Below are 15,332 nucleotides of genomic sequence, written 5' to 3' on the forward strand. Positions count from 1 at the left end.
ATCCATGCAAACTCACCTCGCGGGACGTAAAGTCCTGATCACCGGTGGCGCGTCCGGCATCGGCGCGGCGACCGTCCGCGCGATGCTCGCCGAAGGCGCCGACGTGGTCGCGGCCGACCACGACGCCGCCCTGCTCGACCAACTGGAGACCGACACCAAGGACCTGACCGGCACGCTGCGCTCGGTCCGCGCCGACCTGTCCACCCTGGACGGCTGTGAGAACGCCGTCACCGGCGCGCTCGACCACCTGGGCGGCCTGGACATCCTCGTCAACAACGTCGGCACCGGCAACGTCCGCACCTTCGAGCAGCTCACCGACGACGAGTGGCTGCAGACCATGAACCTCAACTTCATGAGCTACGTCCGGATCAGCCGCGCCGCCCTGCCCCACCTGCGGGCCTCCCAGAACTCACCGGCCATCGTCAACAACGCCTCCGACCTGGCCCGCCAGCCGGAGACCCAGCCCATCGACTACGCCGCCTCCAAGGCCGCCGTCCTCGCCGTCACCAAGGGCCTGTCCCGCATGGAAGGCCCCCACATCCGGGTCAACGCCGTCGCCCCCGGCCCCATCTGGACCCCCTTCTGGACCAAGCCCGGCGGCTTCGCCGACAACCTCGCCATCCTGCACGGCAAGGAGCCCATGGCCGCGGTCGAGCACGAGATGCAACTCCGTCAACTGCCGCTGGCCCGCCTCGGCACTCCCGAAGAGGTCGCCAACGTCGTCCTCTTCCTGGCCAGCCCGCTGGCCGCCTTCGTCACCGGCGCCGTCTGGGGCGTGGACGGCGGAAGCATCCGCGCCCTCTACTAACCTCCGCGACCACACCGTCTCCGTGGCCGGGCGCCGCCCTTCTCGTCCCGTCCGGCCACGAGAGGCACCGGCCCGTACGGCGGGGCTTGAGCTGCGACCGAACGGAAAACGGCGTTAGCGGGCCCGGCCGGGCGAGGCCGGCGCCGTTTTCCGTTCCGATGCAGGTCGATCAGCCACGTCCGTGGTTCTTGTAATGGTTCGGTCCCATCCCGCTTCCGCATCACGGCGCCGCCTTCCACGCCTCACGAGGAAGGCGGCTGTCAGGCCCGGCAGAGCCGCCGCGGACTCGCCCGGCGAGGAGGCCGGCGCAGGGCGCGCACCGTCAGCGCGATCCAGCACAGCTGCAACAGGGCACCCGAGGCCAGCAGTGCCGCCAGCGGCAGCAGGACCGGTCCCGCCCCGGTGCCGTCACGGGCGGCGAGCGCTGCGCCGTACCCCCAGCCGATGGGCGACGCGGCGAGCATGTCGATCATCGGTTCGGGAAGCCGCCCGGCCGTGGAGGTGACCAGAGCCAGGTCTCCCTCGCCGAGGTGGGGCAGCAGCCAGGCCGCGACCGGTACCCATCCGGCGAACGACAGCGCGAGCATGATCGCGGTCTGTACGGCGGCCAGCGTCATCCCGGCCCGGGTCTGCAGCAGCCAGGCCGCCAGTGCCGCCACCGTCTTGCCCGCCCAGATGAGCAGATACAGCTGGGCCGCCATCGCGGCCACGGCGGCCGCCACCGCCGCTGTGCCGCCCGGTGCGGCGAGCACCACCAGCGATGACAGGCACGCCAGCGTGATGAGCGGTCCGACGCCCAGAAGTTCGGTCCACGACAGAGCCCGCGCCGGCCGCCACGGCCGCAGCGGATATCCGCGCAGCCACTCGCGGGAGATGACCGACGGATCATGGCGGGGCCGGGCCAGCGGGCCGAACAGCCACATGCCACCCCACACCGTGAGCGCCACGGCGATGAGTCTGCAACGGACTTCCTCACCCGGCCGTGTGCGTGAGGATCGCGTCGGCCAGTTCCTGGTGGGTCTCCGGCGGCAGCGTGTGCCCCATGCCCGCCACGGTCATCAGCCGCGCTCCCGGGATCTGCTCGGCGATGATCGCGCCGTGCCCCGGTTTGACCGGCTCGTGGCTGCCCTCGATGACCAGCGTGGGTGCCTGTACCCGGTGCAGCGCGTCCACCGGTTCGAAGTCGGGGCCGGCCCCTGCGGCCAGCCGGTGGTTGGCCGCCGCCGACAGGTCGCGGGCCCGGCCGTGGATGCGTTCCTGTAGTCGGCGCGCCGCGTCCTCGTCGAACGGCAGCCCGGTGCCGTGCAGCACGCGCTGCACGGCGATCATGCTGTCGATCAGCGCGCGGCGGTCCTGGGTGGGCGGGGCGGCCATCAGCGCGCGGAAGAACTCCACGAACTCCGGCGCCGGCTCCGGCAGGCTGCCCTCGGGCTGCGGCCGGCCCATCAGGGCCCGCAGGAGCACCTGGCCTTCGCCGCCGCCGAGTGGCGAGGAGGCGATGACGGTCAGTGACCGCACCCGCTCCGGCGCCTCCACGGCGATGAGCTGGCCGAGCAGTCCGCCCGCCGAGTGGCCCACCAGGTGCGCGCTGTCCAATCCGTGGGCATCCAGCACGCGGTAGACATCGTTCTTGATGTCGTTCCAGGTGTACGGCTCGGCCGCGAAGTCGACGGTGCCCGACATGCCGGTGTCACGGTGGTCGTACCGGATCACCCGGCGGCCTCCGGCGGCCAGCCGGCCGACGAGCTCGTCCGGCCACAGGATGCCCTGCGACATCGAACCCATGATCAACAGGATCGGCGCGTCGGTCTCGGCACCGAACTCCTCACTCCAGATGGTGACGTTTCGCATGCCTCAGAGCATGTCGTTTCCGGCTACGGGTGCCTTCCGTAGAACTACTAGCCGTGCCAGATCCGTACGGGAGCCGATGCCCAGCTTCGGATAGATCTTGTACAGGTGGTACTCGACCGTACGCGGGCTCAGGAAGAGCCGGGCGGCGATCTCCTTGCTCGACGCCCCGTCGGCGACCAGGCCGGCGATGCGCAGTTCCTGCGGGGTCAGCGCGTCGAGCGCGCTGGGGGGCGGGGCGCCGCCGTTCTCGCCCGCCGCCCGTAGCTCGTCCTGCGCGCGCCGCGCCCACGGCCGGGCACCGGCCTGCTCGAAGATCTCCTACGCCATCCGCAGATGCGCTCGTGCTCGACCTGACCGCTGCGTACGGCGCAGACGCTCACCCAGCAGCAGGGCGGTCCTGGCCGCCTCGAAAGGATTGGTGTGCAGCCTCAGCGCCTCATCGAAGGCCTCCTCATCCGATTCGGCCAGGCCGCGGCAGCGGGCCAGCAGCGCGCGTGACTCGGACGTCGCGGCATGCTCGGTCGATCGCTCGTAGGCCGCAAGCGTCGCCCGGGCGCCGGCCTCGTCGCCCGCTGCCACCGCGGCCTCCACCTGATCCGGCATGGTCCGCCAAGCCACGGTCGGATGTCCCGCGCCCGGCCCCGCCACCGCGATCGCCCGGAAACGGTCATGCGCCGACGTAGCGGCCCAGGCACAACTCGAGCATCGCCAGCGCGTACGCGGCCACCCCCGCGTGCAGTCCGACCCGGTGCGGCAGGGCGATGGCCAGCGCCTCACGGGCCTGCCGTGCACAGGGCTCCTCCTGGCCGCGCAGAGCCGCCAGCACCGCCAGATTGGCCAGGTGCGCGGCCACGGCGTTCTCGTACCCGGCCTCCCGCGCCAGCGCCAGACCCTCCTCGGAGACGGCCTGGCTGCGCGAGAGCCGCCCGGCGAGGCGCTCGGCGGTCGCCACGAACTCCAGCACGACGGGCAGCTGCCCGGCCATCCCCGACACCCTGGCCACTCGCCCGGCCCGCTCGGCCATCTCGCTCGCCACATCCGACTCGCCCAGAGCGCTGGCCGCAGCCGTCGCCCACAGGTAGCCCACCGCGTCCTCCAGCCCGTCCGCCCGCGCCAGTGCCCGCCGCAGCAAGGCCGGCCCGGTGGCGTCCCCGTTCAGAGTCGACCCGATCCCGGCCACCGTGTCCCGCAGGAACCCCTCGGGGTGCGCCGCCGCCCGTCGACCGAGCTCGACGACGGCCGCCGTGTCACCGACGTACGAGGCGGCCTCCACGGCGTCGGCCAGCATCTCCAGGCTGTCGCCCGCCGCCAGGATCCGCACGGCCTCGGCCGCGTTGCCCGAGTTCAGCTCGAACCGGCCCCGGAGCCGGGCGATCTCCATCGTGAGCGTGATGTCGCCGCCGGCCCCTTCGCGTGCTTCGGCCAGCATCGATTCGGCCTGTCCCGGCAGGCCGGCGAGCCAGGCCGCCACGGCGGCGTCCTTCAGCCGGACGGCGCGGGCGCGCGGGTCGGGGGTCAGCTCGGCGGCCCTGGCCAGTGCGGTGGCGGCGGTGCCGTACCCGCCGCGGTCACGGGCCCGCCCTGCGGCCTCGGCCAGCGCGACGGCGACCGGCTCGGCCTGGCCCAGGGAGGCTCCGGCCAGGTGCCAGGCCCTGCGGTCGCCCGCGGTCAGCTCCGCCAGGACGGCGTGCGCGTGGCGGACCTCGGCGGGGGCGGCCGCCTCGTGGATCGCGGATCGCATGAGCGGGTGACGGAAGCGTACGCCGGTGCCCGACACCTCGGCCAGCCCGCTCTCCTCCAACTCGGCGAAAGCCGCCGATCCCGACCCAGGCGCCAGCCTCTTCGCCGCGCGCAGGACCACCTCGAGGTCGGTCTCGACAGCGGCGAGCAGGGCGACCAGCCGGGCGGGAGCCGACAACCCGGCCACCCGGTCACCGAAAAGCCGGGCGCCACCGGGCAGCGGGTCAGGCAGCGGTTCACGGCCGGCGAGCTGTCCGGGCGTCAACCGGGCGGCGATCTCGTTCAGGGCCAGGGGGTTCGCCCCGGTCAGCGTGATGATCTCCCGTCTCACCGAAACGGTCGGCGGCCCGTGCCGGGACCCCAGCAGCTCGGCCGCGGCGTCCTCGGGCAGGCCGCGCACGCCCACCGTCAAGGGCACGTCCTTGACCGGAGCGTCGCCGCGGACGGCGAACAGCATCGCGATCCGTTCGGTGCCCAGCCGCCTGGCGGCGAACAGCAGAGCGTCGGCCGAGGCCCGGTCGGCCCACTGGAAGTCGTCGACCACGCAGATCAGGCCTTCCTGGCCGGCGGTCTCGGCCAGCAACGACAGCACGCCTGCGCCCAGCAGGAAGCGGTCGCCCCCGCCGCCGGCGGCGTGCCCCAGGGCCGCTCGCACGGCGTCGCGCTGCGGCCCGGGCAGCGCGTCGAGTAACCCGGCCGCCGGCCGCAGCAGCCGGTGCAGCGCCGCGAACGCGAGATCGGCTTCGGATTCGACGCCGCCGGTCCGCAGGACCCTCATCGCCTCGCCCCGCGCGGCCGCCGCGTCGAGCAGGGCGGTCTTGCCTACGCCGGCCTCGCCCCGGAGCACCACCGCCCCGCCGCAGCCATTGCGGGCTCGCGCGATCACGCCGTCGAGCGCGCTGATCTCTGCAGATCTTCCGTAAAGCACAGGAGTCCACTCTAAAGGGGGCGGAGCACGGCATTCATCGTGGTGACCGACACCGTGCCCGTACGCTGCTCCAGCGCGAACTGGCCCCTCTTTGCCCGTTTCCTCCCACTATGCACAGTTCTCCGCTGATTCGTCATTCTCTACCATTGTGCGTCGGGGAGCAGGTTGTGCACGGCGCTGTCCGCTGAGGCGGGTTGTCCGTCAGTCCTGGCCGGCGGCCCCCTCGTGCGGCAGGCGGGAGGAGCGGGACCCGGTGTCGTCCGCAGCGGCGTCGAGGGTGGCGGCCCAGCTGGCCAGCAGCCGCAACGCGTCGTGCGCGGGGGTGTCCGGGGCGGCGGTGTAGACGGTGAGGTTGAGGCCGGGGTCGGCGTGCAGGTCCATCGACTCGTAGTCGAGGGTGAGGTCGCCGACGGCCGGATGGCGGAAGGTCTTGCTGCCCGCGTGGTGCAGGCGGACGTCGTGGCGGGCCCAGCGGGTGCGGAAGTCGTCGCTGCGGGTGGACAGTTCGCCGATGAGCTGGGTGAGGTCGGCGTTGAACGGGTCGCGGCCGCCTTCCCGGACCTGGCCGACGAGTTGGCTTCGGTGCTGCGCCTACCAGGCCGGACGTGCCGGGTAGGGCTTCAAGCCGTCGGACAGAGGACGGCTTCGACGGTTTTGATCATCGCGGGGACGACGGCGTTGTCGTCGACGGTGCTCCGCGTGATGGAGATGGCGAACTGCTGCCGGCCGTCGGTCGAGGAGAAGGTCAGTGTGGTGAGGCCGGGCGCCGAGCCGCCGAGCATCTGGCCTTTCAGTTTTCCTCCGCACAGGCCCGTGCCCTGCTGCGCGCTGCCAGCGGTGAGGACCTCTTGCAGCGACGGCGGCAGCAGCCTGCCCTGGTCGAAGGCTCGCCGAAAGGTACTGACGTCATGCGTGGTCGAGACGACGCCGCCGGCGCCGTTGCCCCAGCTGGCGTTGAAGCGGTGCACGTCGCGCAGGGTTCCGGTGGAGTCGGGGTAGTAGCCGTGCCCGTGCGGGCCCTTGATGCCCTCCGGAGGCTTGGTTGTCTGGTAGGTCCCGGTCATGCCGAGTGGGCGGAAGAGACGCCGGTCGAGCTCGCGGGCCAGGGTGTGCCCGGTCACCCTCTCGATGATCATGCCTATGAGGGTGTAGTTGGTGTTGGAGTAGGTGTACGTCTCGCCCGGCTCGCCGGTGCGCGGCCGGCCCCGCGTCGTCTTCACGATGTCGATGGGCCGGTAGTAGGTGGTGAAGTCGAAGACGTCGAACGCTGGGGCGGTCGAGCCGCTTCGGTGGAACCAGTCGGGGATGCCGGAGGTGTGCTGGACCAGTTGCTGGACGGTGATCTCGTCGGCCCGTTCCACCAGAGCGTCGGCGGCCACCTCGGGCAGCAGGTCGGCGAGCTTGTCGTCCAGGCCGAGCATGCCCTCCTCGACGAGTTGGAGGAGCACGGTGGCCACCATCGTCTTGGATTGCGAGCCGATGCGGAACCGAGAATCCGCCGGAATGGTCCCGCCGTTGCCGTTGAGCAGCCGCGAACCGGCGGTGCCCCGGCCGGCGGGCTTGCCGTCCACGTACGCGCCGCCGATGGCGCCCACGACGCCGGGCGTCTTGGCCAGGGTCTCCATGGCCTGCTGGACGTCGCCGATCGCGGTGGCGCCGGTGGCCGTGGCGGGCGAGGCGGTGGCCAGCAGCAGGGCTGCCGCGGTCGCGGCGGCAACGGAAATGTGCTTCACGACAACAACTCCTTCGAGGGGACGAAAGGGTCAGGAAGGTGCGCGGGCGGGTCACGTGATGATCTGTCGTGCCGTCTCGCCGATGGGCGCCAGAGGTGTCGCCGTGGAACAGTTGCCGGCGGGTGAGGCCTGGCTGTTCCGAAGTCGGCATGATCATCTTGCTGTCGATGAGAGGCCGACGTGGGCGAGGGTGAGCAGCGTGCCGTCGCGCAGGTCGCGCGCTAAGGCCGGCAGGTCGATGGTGGTGCAGTAGGCCTCGCGATGCGGGCCGGCGAATGGGAAGCGGGGGCTGACGGTGAAGTCGACCCGGGGGCCGACAGCTGGGTGGCGTTTAGGTGCGCGACCGTCCGGTCGGCCGTCCCTGTGTTTCATCCAGCCGGAACTGCCCCGCTCTCGTAGGCCGAGCCAATCGTTTCGCGGAACGTCACGGATCTTGAAGCCGCTCCGCTGACATGCGCGAAAACCCTCTCGATCATCCGGCGTCACAGAGCTATGCCACGTACGCGCCACGCGCCGCCCATGGGTTCTCAATCCTCCAGCCGCACTTGGCGATCAGGATCTGATCACGCTCGCCATGTGCGGCTGGAGTGATCACTTCGCGGGGCAGAACAGCGATTTGAGGGCGTTGGTGATGCGCAACGGCACGGTGCTGCGCTCGGCATTGTCCATGGCCAGGGTCAGGGACACGGCGAACTGTACGCGCCCGTCGGATGAGGTGAGGGTCGCGGCGGTGAAGCCGGGGGCGCTGCCCCCGCCTCCTGCGGCGAACTCGGGCTTGCCGGCGCACGGACCGCCCGCAGGCGGCGCCGACTGGCCAGGAGGCGGGTCGGTGATCACTTTACTCAGGGACGCCGGCAGGAGCCTGCCCTGGCGGAAGGCATGCTGGAAGACGCTCATCTCGCGCGCGGTGGAGATCACGCCGCCGGCGCCGAGCATGGTGGTGGCGTTGATCTTGTCGGCATCGCGCATCGTGCCCGTCTCGTCCGGGGCGTAGCCGTGCCCGTGCGGGCCCTTGATGCCCTCGCTCGCCTTGGCGGGCAGGTAGGTATGGCGCATGCCGAGCGGGGCGAAGAGCCTGCGGTTGAGTTCGGCCGCCAGTGACCTTCCGGACAGTTTCTCGATGATCATGCCGAGCAGGATGTAGTTGGTGTTGGAGTAGTTGAAGGTCCCGACCTCCACGGGCCGGGCGTTCTTGCGCGAGGCCGCCAGCAGGTCGGTCGGGCGGTAGTTACGCGCGGGGTCGGAGGTGTCCGGGCCGATGTAGTCGGGGATGCCCGAGGTGAGCTGGATCAGATTGCGTACGGTGATCTCGTCGGCCCGCTCCACCAGGTCCTTTTCCACCACCTCCGGCAGGACCTTGCTGAGTTTGTCGTCCAGGCTCAGCTTGTCTTCCTTGACCAGTTGCAGCGCCACGGTGGCGGTCATGGTCTTGGTCTGCGAGCCGATCCGGTAGCGGGCGTTCGAGGGGATCGCGCCGCCCTTGCCGTTGAGCAGGCGGGACCCGGCTGATCCCTTCCCGATCTGCTTGCCGTCCACGTACACAGCGCCGATGGCGCCCACCACGTGGCCTGTCTTCACCAACGCCTCCATCGCCTGCTGCACGTCCCCGACCTTGACGGGGGCGGCAGCCGTCGAGGCGGTGGCGGGCGGGGCCGCACTCAAGACCAGCGCCGCGCACGCCAGCGAGGCTGTGCTAGTGAACGTCGCTCGACGCAGAATCATGAAGTCTCTCTTCCAGGTCGAATACTCGGCTGTGGGGCACAAGTTCTAACGAGGGCAGTGTTTCCTCCGCGTTAACCGTGCAGGGCCAGGTGGCTCTGCACGGAGCCCCCGTCATGAGCCGGACGACGGTGATCATGACCGGCGTGGGACTGGCACAATTCACCACGTAATCGGTCATGTTGATCATCTGGCCTGACCGCTGCTGATATCCGAGGGCGCCGTGTGAGGTGGGGGCATCCTGGCATGCCTGGAGGCCCCTATGCCGGTCAGTTTCCTGTCCGCCGAGCAACGCAGCCGATACGGTGTCTTCAACGCCGTGCCCGACATCGCTCAGCTGGGCGCCTTCTTCCACCTGGATGCCGATGACCGGCGCCGGGCGATGGCCGCCAACGGCGCACGCAACCAGCTCGGCTGGTCCGTGCAACTGGGCACGGCACGGTTCTTGAACTGCTTCCTGGACGATCCCGAGGACGTTCCCGCCGCGGTGGTCGACTAGTGCTGTGACCGGAAACGATCACCGGGTTGGTGTGTAGGACGCTCGTGCCGGTTGGATGGGTGCCGATCACGTTCGATCGGCGCTTGGGAGGCAGGGTGACGCAACCGGTCAAGGTGCGTAGGCTCACAGACCAGGAAGGGCAGAAGCTGCAGCGGATCGTGCGGCGCGGCACGATGAGCACGGTCCGCTATCGACGGGCGATGATCCTGCTGGCCTCGGCCGGCGGCAACACGGTGCCGGTGATAGCCCGACTGGTGGCCGCCGATGAGGACACGGTGCGCGATGTGATTCATCGCTTCAACGAGATCGGGCTGGCCTGCCTGGACCCTCGGTGGGCGGGAGGCCGTCCCCGCCTGCTGAGCCTTGAGGATGAACAGTTCGTCGCGCAGACGGCTACCACGCGACCGGCCAAACTCTGCCAGCCGTTCACCCGCTGGTCCATCCGCAAGCTCCTGGCCTACCTGCAGCGACTGCCGGGCCGCGCCTTCACCCTCGGCAGGGAGGCGCTACGCACCCTGCTGGCCCGCCACGGCATCACCTTCCAGCGCACCAAGACCTGGAAAGAATCCCCCGACCCCGACTTCAACGCCAAACTGCAGGAGATCGAGTACGCCCTGACACAACGGCCCGAGCGCACCTTCGCCTTCGACGAGTTCGGACCACTGGGCATCCGCCCGACCGCCGGTTCGGGCTGGGCACCGCACGGCGAGCCGGACCGGCTGCCGGCCACCTACCGCCGCCCCCATGGCGTGACCTACTTCCACGGCTGCTACTCGGTCGGCGACGATCTGCTGTGGGGCGTCAACCGCCGTCGTAAGGGCATCACCCCCACCTGGGCCGCTCTGAAGTCGATCCGCGCCGCCCGGCCGGACGGCGCACCGATCTACGTCAGCTTGGACAACCTGTCGGCGCACAAGAACTGGCGCATCCGCACCTGGGCCACCAAGCACAAGGTCAGGCTGCTGTTCACGCCGACCTACGCCTCCTGGGCCAACCCGATCGAGGCGCACTTCGGCCCCTTACGGCAGTTCACCATCGCCAACTCCGACCACCCCAACCACACCGTCCAGACCCGGGCACTGCACGCCTATCTGCGCTGGCGCAACGCCCACGCCCGCCATCCAGACGTGCTGGCCGCCCAACGCCGTGAGCGCGCCCGCGTCCGTAGTGAGAAGGGCATCCGCTGGGGCAGCCGACCCCTCGCACGGGCAGCCTGAAGGCTTACCCAACCCGGTGAACATATGCGGTCACAGCACTAGGAGCTGTTCGAGGTTCGGATCATGTGGGTGAGGTGAGGAGTTTCAGCCACATGATCGAGCCTCGGAGGTAGAGCCCGGCCTCGTAGCTTTCCGGGGTTTTGTCATAACGAGTGGCCAGACCGCGCCAGGTCTTGATCTTCTGGAAACAGCGTTCGACGGTGTTGCGCTGCCGGTAGCGCTCGGGATCGAAGCCGACGGGCCGCCCGCCCGCTGACCCCTTCTTCTTGTGGTTGGCCTTGGAGGAGTAGGCCTTGTCCGCGGCCACTGCGGACAAGGCGGGTCCGAGGCCGGCCAACCCGGCCGGGAACGCGGATCTTGTCCAGGACGGTGATGAACCGCGGGCAGTCGCCGGCTTGGCCAGGGGTGAGCACGAAGGCCAGCGGCAGCCCGGCGGTATCGGCTGCGGCATGGACCTTGCTGCTCAGCCCGCCCCGGGATCGGCCGAGCCCGGCAACCCTCGCGCGGGCCTTGCGCCGTCGCCGCGTGGCGGCACGATCCGGCGCGGGCGACGCGCCCGCGCCGCCCGTATCGTCCGCGCCGGGCGTGACCTGCGGCGCATCACCCGCAACACTGGCGGCTGCTGGGCCAGCGGAGCCCCCTTTTCCTCGGTCAGCGCCTGCTCCAGCGCATCCAGGGTCTGTCCGGCCACCGCCAGCCCGGCCGACTCCTGATGCGCCCGCACGATCGTGGAGTCCACGCTGACCACCTCCAGCCCGACCTGCCCGCGCAAGGCGGCCTCGGCGATCAGCGCTTGCATCAGCCCTTGGAACACCCCGGCCTTGGCCCAGCTGTTGAACCGGGAGTAGAGCGTGGACCACGGCCCATAGCGTTCCGGCACATCACGCCAGCCCGACCCGGTGCGAAACCGCCACAAGATCCCGTTGAACTGATCACGCACCCGCCGAGGAAGCGGCCCGGTAGCCGCCACCGGCAGACACGGCTCGATCAACGCCCACTCGGCATCTGTCACATCAAAGCGCGCCACGTCCGAGTTCTACCAGCCACGACCAGCCCGCTACCGGCCCTCACCTAGATCCGAACCTCGAACAGCTCCTAGCTCGGCCTGCAGGCAGCCGACCTTAAGGGGTACGGCGCCAAGGAGGCGCGCTGGGATCATCAGGAGCAGATCCGCACCGGCTACGGCTTCACCGCCTTTGAGGGCGAGCAGTGGTTCGCGCTGGCCTGCTGGCTCTACAAGCGGGCCTGGACCACGGGCGAGCGCCCGATCGTGCTGTTCGACCTGGCCACCCACCGTCTGGTGGAAGCCAAGATCCTGCTGCCCGGCGTCACCACCCTGGAACGGCTGATCACCGCGCTGCGCGAGCGCGTCGCCGCCCGCCAGTACGCGCTGCTGGCCGTAGCCCCCAGCCCCAACCAGGCCGTCGTGCTGGAGAACCTGGTCAAGGTCGAGGAGGGCCGGCGGGTCTCCCCGGCTGGACCGATTGCGTAAAAGCCCCACCGACGTCAGCGGCACCGGCCTGGTCAAGGCCCTGAATCGGCATGTGGAACTGCGCGACCTGGGCGCGGCCAGCTGGGACCTGAGCGCGGTGCCGCCCGGCAAGATCGCCGCGCTGGCCCGCTTCGCCCACGCCGCCCGAGCCCAGGCCGTCGCCGAACTCGCCGGGAGCCGCAAACTCGCCACCCTGGTCGCCTTCGCCGCGACCATGGCCCCCAGTCGGCCGACGACGCGGTCCGAGGTGTTCGACCTGGCGGTCGGCGACCTGCTGCGCACCTCGGCATTCAAAGCGACCAAAGAGCGGATGCGCACTCTCAAAGACCTCGACACCGCCGCGATCGTGCTGCGCGAGGTGTGGCTGAAAATCCGCTCCGTCGCCGAAATCCCCAACGGCGACATCCGCGCCGCCCTCGATGAGATGGACCTGCCCGCCATCCACTCCGCCGCCGACGTCATCGGCGACATCGCCCGCGAACCGGATGAGGACTTCCAAGAGGAACTGCTGCGGCGCTACGCCACCATCCGGCGCTTCCTGCCCAAACTACTCAAGCACCTCGACTTCGACGCCGACGCCGCCGAGGTCGCCGGTCAGGGAGTACGGCGCGGCCATGAGGTCCTGCAGGCACTGGACCTCCTCAAAGCGATCGAGCGCCGCCGCACCGACATCGACCCCCGCGAGGTCCCCGCGGACCTGCTCACCTCGGCCTGGCACCGGCGCGTCTTCCTCAAGCGCGGCGAGCACGCGGGCACCTTCAACCGACACGCCTACACCGTGGCGGCCGTCGAGCGGCTACGCGAATCGCTGCGCCGCCACGAGGTGGCTGAAGAGGCTCTTCCACGGCGCCGACGCGGCCGCGGTCCTCAATCCGGACACGATCGACGACCCGGCGCTGGTCAACGCGTTCGTGGCACACGCGAATGCGTACCGCGCCGACCTGATGCGCCGGAGCACAGCGGTCGCGAAGCACTGAAGTGTTTTGATGCCGCGGCACACTCCACCTGCCGATCTCGAAGGTGATCCGTCGTTCGGTCCGGGTCCGCCATCGACCCCCCGTTGACGATGACGACGCGGCGTGGGCTCAGGCATCGCCGAGTTCTTCGTGTACGGCGGCTGAGGCGAACTCGGTGCGGAGACGCTCGACGGCGGCGCGACGTACAGGTCCGCGGATGTGGGAAGTCTCGCGACAGTGGCGGCCTTTCACCGAGATCCGGCGGATCGAACCGCCGATGTCCCCGTCCAGACGCGCCCGAATCGGCTTCAGGCGCTCAGCACCTTGCGGAGCAGTTCGGCGAACTCGGTGGGGTGCGTGCTGAGTCCCGTGTGCCCGCCGGGGAAGTGAACGAGCTCCGTGCCGAACCTCTCGGCCAGGAAGGCTGCGGGACGGTAGGGCAGTTCGCCGCGTGAGTCTGCTCCGCCCGCGAGCACGAGCCGGTCCGACAGGGCCGCCAGGCGATCCACATCCGGGGTGTAGACCATGAAACTCGGCACGACGCGTCCGAGGAAGTAGGGCATGTTCGCCATCGTCCGCTCGGCTCGCGCGGCCGCCCGCGGTGGCAGCTCGACGGCCTTCTCGGCGGCGAGGGGCCCCTTGTCGTCCGGCCGCCGCAGTCCCGCCGCGAACTCGGCCACCGCGGGCATCAACCCGTCTCGACGGAAGGTCTCCTGGACGCGAGCGAGCAGTGCGCGGTGCTCGGCGGCGTCCGGCAACACCTCCACCACCGGCGGCTCGTGCGCCACCACGCGTTCGATCCGCTCGTAGTGGGTGCAGAGCAGGTGCAGCGCGACGATCGCCCCCGAGCTGCAGCCGACCACCCGGACGGGGGCGTCCGGAGACAGCAGATCCAGCAGCCGGAACGCGTCGTCGGCATGCCGGGCGACCTGCTGAACGGCCTGTGGGTCGTCCAGCGGGCTGCGGGACAGGCCACGTGGGTCGTAGGAGACGACCGTGTGATCGCCGGCCAGCTCGTCGGCGATGCCGTCGTAGGAGGCCGCGTCGCCGGCGCCGCCGGGGATCAGCAGCAGGAGCGGTCCGCTTCCGCGCACCTCGTAGTGCAAGGTGGCGCCGTCCACGCGCAGGCGTCCGATGGTCGGGGTGGTCAACGGGGGTCTCCTTCACCGGGTGAGGGCCAGCGCTCCAGGAGCGCGTGCAGGGCGTCCAGACAGCGGGCCCAGGAGCTCTCCGCCGGGCGCGCGTGCGCGAACCCGCCGGCGGCCTCCAGGCTGACGAAGCCGTGGAGCGTGCTGCGCACCAGCCGGACCGCGTCGGTCAGGTCGGGCTCGTCCAGCGCGTAGGCGCGCAGCATGCTGTAGGTCAGTTCGACCGCGCGCCGCGGTCCGGGCGCTCGGAGCGCGAGCTCGGGATCGATCTGTACCGGGATCTGCGTCGCCGCGTACCGGCCCGGGTGGTCATGGGCGTACGCCCGCCAGGCGTTCGCGAACGCCACCAGCGCGTCCCTACCGGCCCGCCCGGCGGTGGCCTCGGCGATACCGATGGTCTTCTCGTCCGCCGCCAGCAGCGCGATCCGCCCGCGCAGGTCCTCCAGGCCGCGCACGTGCACGTACAGGCTCGCGTCCTTCACCCCGAGCCGCCGCGCCACCGCCGACATGGTCACGTGGTCGAGCCCGACCTCGTCCGCCAGCTCGGCACCCGCGAGCGTCACCCGGTCCGGGGTCAACCCGGCCCGGGCCATGCGTCCATCCCCATTGTCTTATGATCCATAGGCTTAAACTAACATGCCTAGGATATTCCTTGGGTTTGAAGGTAGGCGGATATGTCGTCATAAAGGTCCGTGCCCTCGCCGGCCCCGTAACCGGCGAGAGCACGGGCCGCATCGCCTTCCTGCCGTCGGCCCCGCGCTACGGGCGACGCCTCTGCGGCGACCGACACCACTCGTGCCGCCTCCGGCGGTCCCGCCGGAGGCGGCGGGGACGCGTCACGCGACGGCGGTCCCCTCAAGCTCGACCATCAGGCCGGGGATCGCCAGCCGCGTCACCCCGAGCATCGTGGTGGTCGGCGCCACCCCGATGACGCCCAGCCGCGACGCCAGCACGCCGTAGTGCTCGAAGAGCCGATCGACGTCGGTGGTGTAGACGTTGAGCCGGACGAGGTTCGCGAGGGACATGCCGGCCTCGGCGAGCACGGCCTGGAGGTTGTCGAGGCTCAGCGCCAACTGCGCCGCCATGTCGTCGGCGTGCTGGGGCTTGCCCTCGTCGCTCATCGCGGTCTGCCCGGAGCAGTACAGGGTCCGGGTGTGCCCGGAGACGATCTCACCCTGGTTGTATCCCAGCCCCGTCGACCACGCCCACGGGTTGACCGCCGTTCGCTCCATTGCCACATC

Annotated in this window: 15 protein-coding genes and 2 pseudogenes; 5 read left to right on the plus strand and 12 right to left on the minus strand. The window is 70.5% G+C overall.

Annotation, left to right across the window (positions count from 1 at the left end; all coding sequences use genetic code 11):
- Positions 1–4 precede the first annotated feature (4 nt).
- On the plus strand, positions 5–808 hold the full coding sequence (locus ACFY3V_RS31200; RefSeq protein WP_389778444.1) for an SDR family NAD(P)-dependent oxidoreductase: 804 nt from the start codon (positions 5–7) through the stop codon (positions 806–808).
- A gap of 260 nt (positions 809–1,068) precedes the next feature.
- Here ACFY3V_RS31200 and ACFY3V_RS31205 read toward each other — a convergent pair whose 3' ends face one another.
- From ACFY3V_RS31205 to ACFY3V_RS31240, 8 genes and pseudogenes are all read right to left on the minus strand, one after another.
- Positions 1,069–1,755, minus strand: a complete 687-nt coding sequence (locus ACFY3V_RS31205) for a hypothetical protein (protein ID WP_389778446.1) — start codon at positions 1,753–1,755, stop codon at positions 1,069–1,071.
- 25 nt (positions 1,756–1,780) lie between these two features.
- On the minus strand, positions 1,781–2,659 hold the full coding sequence (locus ACFY3V_RS31210; RefSeq protein WP_389778448.1) for an alpha/beta fold hydrolase: 879 nt from the start codon (positions 2,657–2,659) through the stop codon (positions 1,781–1,783).
- A 3-nt stretch (positions 2,660–2,662) separates the two neighbouring features.
- A complete protein-coding gene (locus ACFY3V_RS31215; RefSeq protein ID WP_389778615.1) occupies positions 2,663–2,974 on the minus strand; it encodes a helix-turn-helix transcriptional regulator in 312 nt (103 codons plus the stop codon).
- A 3-nt stretch (positions 2,975–2,977) separates the two neighbouring features.
- Positions 2,978–3,262, minus strand: a complete 285-nt coding sequence (locus ACFY3V_RS31220) for a hypothetical protein (RefSeq protein ID WP_389778450.1) — start codon at positions 3,260–3,262, stop codon at positions 2,978–2,980.
- Between the two features lie 64 nt (positions 3,263–3,326).
- Positions 3,327–5,327 (minus strand): AAA family ATPase, encoded by a 2,001-nt coding sequence (locus tag ACFY3V_RS31225; protein WP_389778452.1) that lies wholly within the window; start codon positions 5,325–5,327, stop codon positions 3,327–3,329.
- 201 nt (positions 5,328–5,528) lie between these two features.
- Positions 5,529–5,903 (minus strand): annotated as a pseudogene (locus tag ACFY3V_RS31230) (hypothetical protein); the annotation flags it as partial.
- 44 nt (positions 5,904–5,947) lie between these two features.
- Complete coding sequence (locus ACFY3V_RS31235; RefSeq protein WP_389778454.1) at positions 5,948–7,060, minus strand: serine hydrolase domain-containing protein; 1,113 nt, start codon at positions 7,058–7,060, stop codon at positions 5,948–5,950.
- A gap of 591 nt (positions 7,061–7,651) precedes the next feature.
- The gene (locus ACFY3V_RS31240) at positions 7,652–8,782 is read right to left on the minus strand and encodes a serine hydrolase domain-containing protein (RefSeq protein WP_389778456.1); all 1,131 of its coding nucleotides are present in this window, start codon (positions 8,780–8,782) and stop codon (positions 7,652–7,654) included.
- A gap of 259 nt (positions 8,783–9,041) precedes the next feature.
- Between ACFY3V_RS31240 and ACFY3V_RS31245 the strand changes: the two genes are divergently transcribed.
- Positions 9,042–9,278, plus strand: a complete 237-nt coding sequence (locus ACFY3V_RS31245) for a DUF4158 domain-containing protein (RefSeq protein WP_389778458.1) — start codon at positions 9,042–9,044, stop codon at positions 9,276–9,278.
- A 95-nt stretch (positions 9,279–9,373) separates the two neighbouring features.
- Complete coding sequence (locus ACFY3V_RS31250) at positions 9,374–10,495, plus strand: IS630 family transposase (RefSeq protein WP_389778460.1); 1,122 nt, start codon at positions 9,374–9,376, stop codon at positions 10,493–10,495.
- A gap of 61 nt (positions 10,496–10,556) precedes the next feature.
- On the opposite strand, the pseudogene ACFY3V_RS31255 reads toward ACFY3V_RS31250, so the two are convergent.
- Positions 10,557–11,522, minus strand: a pseudogene (locus tag ACFY3V_RS31255) (IS5 family transposase).
- A 78-nt stretch (positions 11,523–11,600) separates the two neighbouring features.
- On the opposite strand from ACFY3V_RS31255, the gene ACFY3V_RS31260 reads away from it, so the two are divergent.
- Both ACFY3V_RS31260 and ACFY3V_RS31265 read left to right on the plus strand, forming a co-directional pair.
- A complete protein-coding gene (locus ACFY3V_RS31260; RefSeq protein WP_389778617.1) occupies positions 11,601–11,987 on the plus strand; it encodes a DUF4158 domain-containing protein in 387 nt (128 codons plus the stop codon).
- The gene (locus tag ACFY3V_RS31265) at positions 11,980–13,011 is read left to right on the plus strand and encodes a hypothetical protein (protein WP_389778462.1); all 1,032 of its coding nucleotides are present in this window, start codon (positions 11,980–11,982) and stop codon (positions 13,009–13,011) included. The genes ACFY3V_RS31260 and ACFY3V_RS31265 overlap by 8 nt, the downstream gene beginning before the upstream one ends.
- 240 nt (positions 13,012–13,251) lie before the next feature.
- Here the strand turns inward: ACFY3V_RS31265 and ACFY3V_RS31270 are convergent, their stop codons facing one another.
- The 3 genes from ACFY3V_RS31270 to ACFY3V_RS31280 form a co-directional block, all read right to left on the minus strand.
- Entirely contained in the window at positions 13,252–14,094 is an 843-nt protein-coding gene (locus ACFY3V_RS31270; RefSeq protein WP_389778464.1) for an alpha/beta fold hydrolase, read from the minus strand.
- Complete coding sequence (locus tag ACFY3V_RS31275) at positions 14,091–14,684, minus strand: TetR/AcrR family transcriptional regulator (RefSeq protein WP_389778466.1); 594 nt, start codon at positions 14,682–14,684, stop codon at positions 14,091–14,093. The genes ACFY3V_RS31270 and ACFY3V_RS31275 overlap by 4 nt, the downstream gene beginning before the upstream one ends.
- A gap of 243 nt (positions 14,685–14,927) precedes the next feature.
- A complete protein-coding gene (locus ACFY3V_RS31280; protein ID WP_362904574.1) occupies positions 14,928–15,323 on the minus strand; it encodes a RidA family protein in 396 nt (131 codons plus the stop codon).
- Positions 15,324–15,332: the final 9 nt, after the last annotated feature.

This window comes from Streptosporangium sp. NPDC000095 (assembly GCF_042899335.1).
In the GTDB taxonomy this organism is placed as follows: Bacteria; Actinomycetota; Actinomycetes; order Streptosporangiales; family Streptosporangiaceae; genus Streptosporangium.

Coding starts and splice junctions, on each gene's coding strand:
- ACFY3V_RS31245 (WP_389778458.1), top strand. CDS start 9,042: ATGCCGGTCAGTTTCCTGTCCGCCGAGCAACGCAGCCGATACGGTGTC.
- ACFY3V_RS31280 (WP_362904574.1), bottom strand. CDS start 15,323: ATGGAGCGAACGGCGGTCAACCCGTGGGCGTGGTCGACGGGGCTGGGA.
- ACFY3V_RS31200 (WP_389778444.1), top strand. CDS start 5: ATGCAAACTCACCTCGCGGGACGTAAAGTCCTGATCACCGGTGGCGCG.
- ACFY3V_RS31220 (WP_389778450.1), bottom strand. CDS start 3,262: ATGCCGGATCAGGTGGAGGCCGCGGTGGCAGCGGGCGACGAGGCCGGC.
- ACFY3V_RS31275 (WP_389778466.1), bottom strand. CDS start 14,684: ATGGCCCGGGCCGGGTTGACCCCGGACCGGGTGACGCTCGCGGGTGCC.
- ACFY3V_RS31240 (WP_389778456.1), bottom strand. CDS start 8,782: ATGATTCTGCGTCGAGCGACGTTCACTAGCACAGCCTCGCTGGCGTGC.
- ACFY3V_RS31210 (WP_389778448.1), bottom strand. CDS start 2,659: ATGCGAAACGTCACCATCTGGAGTGAGGAGTTCGGTGCCGAGACCGAC.